Source organism: Flavobacterium bomense (assembly GCF_003970355.1).
This window is the reverse complement of the sequence record NZ_RYDJ01000032.1, coordinates 1-3,548: the sequence shown is the minus strand read 5'-3', so window position 1 is coordinate 3,548 and position 3,548 is coordinate 1. Positions and strand designations below refer to the sequence as shown.

At 33.4% G+C, this 3,548-nt stretch carries 4 protein-coding genes; all 4 read left to right on the top strand.

Features of this window, described 5'->3' with window-relative positions:
• Positions 1-562, top strand: a 562-nt coding sequence (locus EKL98_RS15205) for a serine/threonine protein phosphatase (protein WP_126563063.1), incomplete at its 5' end; no start/stop codon positions are given.
• A 29-nt stretch (positions 563-591) separates the two neighbouring features.
• Positions 592-1,371 (top strand): hypothetical protein, encoded by a 780-nt coding sequence (locus EKL98_RS15200; RefSeq protein WP_126563062.1) that lies wholly within the window; start codon positions 592-594, stop codon positions 1,369-1,371.
• A 246-nt stretch (positions 1,372-1,617) separates the two neighbouring features.
• On the top strand, positions 1,618-2,676 hold the full coding sequence (locus EKL98_RS15195; protein ID WP_233589455.1) for a glycoside hydrolase family 16 protein: 1,059 nt from the start codon (positions 1,618-1,620) through the stop codon (positions 2,674-2,676).
• Positions 2,677-2,825: 149 nt separating this feature from the next.
• The coding region (locus EKL98_RS15190) for an endonuclease/exonuclease/phosphatase family protein (protein ID WP_233589454.1) at positions 2,826-3,548 on the top strand (723 nt) is incomplete at its 3' end.

Genomic DNA, 3,548 nt, shown 5'->3' with positions numbered 1-3,548 from the left:
AACGACGCACAATTGCATTTTCATCCTTGGCAACCACGATGAATTATTATTAGATTGGCTAACAAAAACCAAGGATAATCCTTTATGGTACCATCATGGTGGAGAATCAACCGTTTTGGCTTATGCCAATGTTAGTGCCGAAACGATTAAAAGCCATATCGAATTTATACAATCATTGCAGAATTTTCATCTTGATGAACAAAATCGGTTGTTTATACACGCTGGTTTTACCAATATGAATGGTGTGGATTATGAATATTTTCCGAGATTGTTTTATTGGGACAGAACGTTATGGGAAACCGCATTGGCATTGGACAAAAAGATGAAAAAAGATGATTTACTATATCCAAAACGATTGACATTATACAACGAAATCTACATTGGTCACACGCCTGTTTCTAGAATTGGCAAAACCACTCCAGTAAATATGGTCAATGTTTGGAATGTAGATACTGGAGCAGCATTTAAAGGCCCATTAACTATAATGGACGTGGAAACCAAAGAATTATGGCAAAGTGAACCCTTGCCAACTTTATATCCAAATGAAAAAGGAAGAAATTAAAATACCTATCTTTACAAAAAAATATAATTATGAAAAATATTAAAATAATGTATCTTTTACTAGCTTCGTTTATGCTGATTTTTTCGGCTTGCGAACCTATAGTAGATGAAACAAGCTTAGTAGACTCTACTAATGTTGAGGGTGTTCAATTAGTAGCTACCCAAAGTACCCCAGGCGGAAATAAGGTAACTCTTAAAATGGTTACACCTGGCATTACAGGATATTGGAATTTTAACTTAGGAAAAGCCCTAACGAATGAAGTAACAGTTGTTTATCCTATACCAGGAAAAAACACATTTACTTATGTAGGTACTTTAGGTTCACAATTCTTCTCAAAAACTATTGATGTTCAAATCGACAAACTAGATACACCTTTAAATCAAGATTGGTATGATTTAGTAAGTAATAACACTGCTACAGGTAAAACTTGGGTTTTTGATAGAGCTGTAAATCTATGGTGGTTCATGTCTGCTCCAAACAACCCTGATGGCGCAATGGGAGCTTGGTGGGATGCAAATAATTGTTGTCCTCCTTCTGATGCAGGTGGAAAAATGCACTTCGATTTAAATGGGGCGGCCAATTTCAACCATTATGAAACTACTTCTGCTACACCTAAAAAAGGAAGTTTTGTATTAGATGTGCCTAATAAAAAATTGATTATTACTGGATCAAAAATGTTAGGTTATTCAGCTGGAAACAAAGATGGTGTATATCAAATTATTGAACTTACACCAACTAAAATGGTTCTTTATTTAAGCAATAACGAAGCAAATGGCACAGGTTGGACTTTTGTTTTCAAACCGCTATAGTGAATTAGTGAATTAATATGTTATCAAAAAGGGAAGTTATAATGCTTCCCTTTTTTGAATAACAAATTTTTTAGTTTTATAATAATAGCAATTTATAAGAAATTTTAAATTGATTACTACTTATTCTAACAAAATTTTATTTTTAAATAATCCAAAGAAAAGTAATCTTAACTAAGAACTAAAACGGTATTGGTTAAAATTATTTTTAAGTTATTTCCTGAATAAAATTCAATCCAAATAATAAAAATGTTTAAAAAAATTCTCGTTTTTCCAACGTTACTGTTGTGTGTTTTAATAAGCTGTAGCTCTGGCGATAGCGGAGGTGGTAAAACCCCAGACAATCCAAAAATAAATGTTGCAATAAACACCGAAATAGTAGGAACTACTGTTCAAATGCTAAATGGCGATGGAAATGGATTGGTGAAATTTAATATTACACCTAGTAGTGGAGTATCTTATAAAATTGTATTTGGTGACGGTGAAATAGCAGAAACCACTACCGGAACAATTACGCATACGTATAAATCAAGTGGAACAAAAACTTACACTATAGATGTTACCGTTTTCAATGGTTTAAAATATTTTACCGCTACAAAATCAATTGTAGTTTTTGTTGCTACTATCCAAGTTTGGGGCGACGAATTTAATATAGATGGCGCTCCAGATAGTAATAAATGGGCTCTTCAATTATGGGATCCAGGGCGTGTTAATAACGAACTTCAATCCTATACCAATCGTCCAGAAAACGTAATTATAGAAGGGGGCGTTTTGAAAATAAAAGCTATCCGAGAAAAATATGGAAAAGGAGACTTTACTTCAGCTAGATTAGAATCCAATGGAAAATTTGATTTTACTTATGGCAAAATAGTAATTAGAGCAAAAGTACCTACAGGAGTTGGGACTTGGCCCGCAGTCTGGATGCTCGGTAGTAATATTGGCAGTGTTGGTTGGCCTGCTTGGGGTGAGAGAGATATTTTAGATTCTGTTGGGAAAAATCCGAACCAAAATCATTCTTCTTTACACTCGCCTGGACGTTCTGGAAATACACCAGATACAAGCACTATTAAGGTACCAAATGACAACACAGAATTTCATATTTATACAGCAGATTGGCGTGCAGATTATATAAAATTTTCTGTTGATGATGTGGTTTATTACACTTTCGTAAATTCAGATAAATTTCCATTCAACAAAAATTTTTACTTAATTGTAAATTTAGCAATGGGAGGAGTTTGGGGAGGACCTGTAGATCCGAATTTTACTTCTTCTACCTTGCAAGTAGATTACATTAGAGTTTATAATTAATGGTTTTGGTTAGTTAGCTTTTCATTATTTGCTTCTGTTTCCCTTAACAGAAGCAATAATGAAAACAAAATGTTTTAAACCCCAAATCATCTTTTTCAGTTTTCTTTACTCACATTTACGATATTCAAATGAAATATTCATGGACTTTAATGATACTATTCTTTCTCTTTTTAGGGAATGCACAATCAGTAAAGTTAATGACCTACAACATCCGTTTAGACATTGAGAGTGATGGAGAAAATAAATGGTCAAATCGAAAAGAGTTTTTAACATCGCAACTACATTTTTACGAACCCGATATTTTTGGAGTTCAAGAAGCAAAACCCAATCAAGTTATTGATATAGCTGCTGCCCTATCTCAATATAATGTAATTGGCATCGGAAGAGATGGTGTAAACCAAGGCGAATCTTCGAATATTTATTATAAAAAAAAGCGTTTCAAAGTAGTACAAAATAGCACTGTTTGGTTATCAGAAACCCCAGATAAAATTTCTAAGGGTTGGGATGCAGCATTCAATAGGGTGTGCACCTATGCTTTATTTAAAGATTTGAAAACAAAAACCAGCTTTTGGGTTTTCAATACCCATTTAGATCATATGGGAGAATTGGCTAGGACAAACGGAATTCAACTCATTCTTTCGAAAATAGCGTCACTGAATACAAAAAAATATCCCGTGATTTTTATGGGTGATTTTAATTCAAAACCAAAAGAAGAGCGGATTATTTCTCTAAAAAAAGAAATGTTAGACACAAGGGAAATTTCAAGAGAAAAACCTTTTGGACCCACCGGAACATTCAATGATTTTAAACACAATGAACCCGTGACAGAATGCATAGATTATATATTTATTTCAAAAAACAGCAACTTCAAA

Bases quoted from the DNA above. Each gene is read 5' to 3' on its own strand.
- EKL98_RS15200 (WP_126563062.1), top strand. From the start codon at position 592: ATGAAAAATATTAAAATAATGTATCTTTTACTAGCTTCGTTTATGCTG.
- EKL98_RS15195 (WP_233589455.1), top strand. From the start codon at position 1,618: ATGTTTAAAAAAATTCTCGTTTTTCCAACGTTACTGTTGTGTGTTTTA.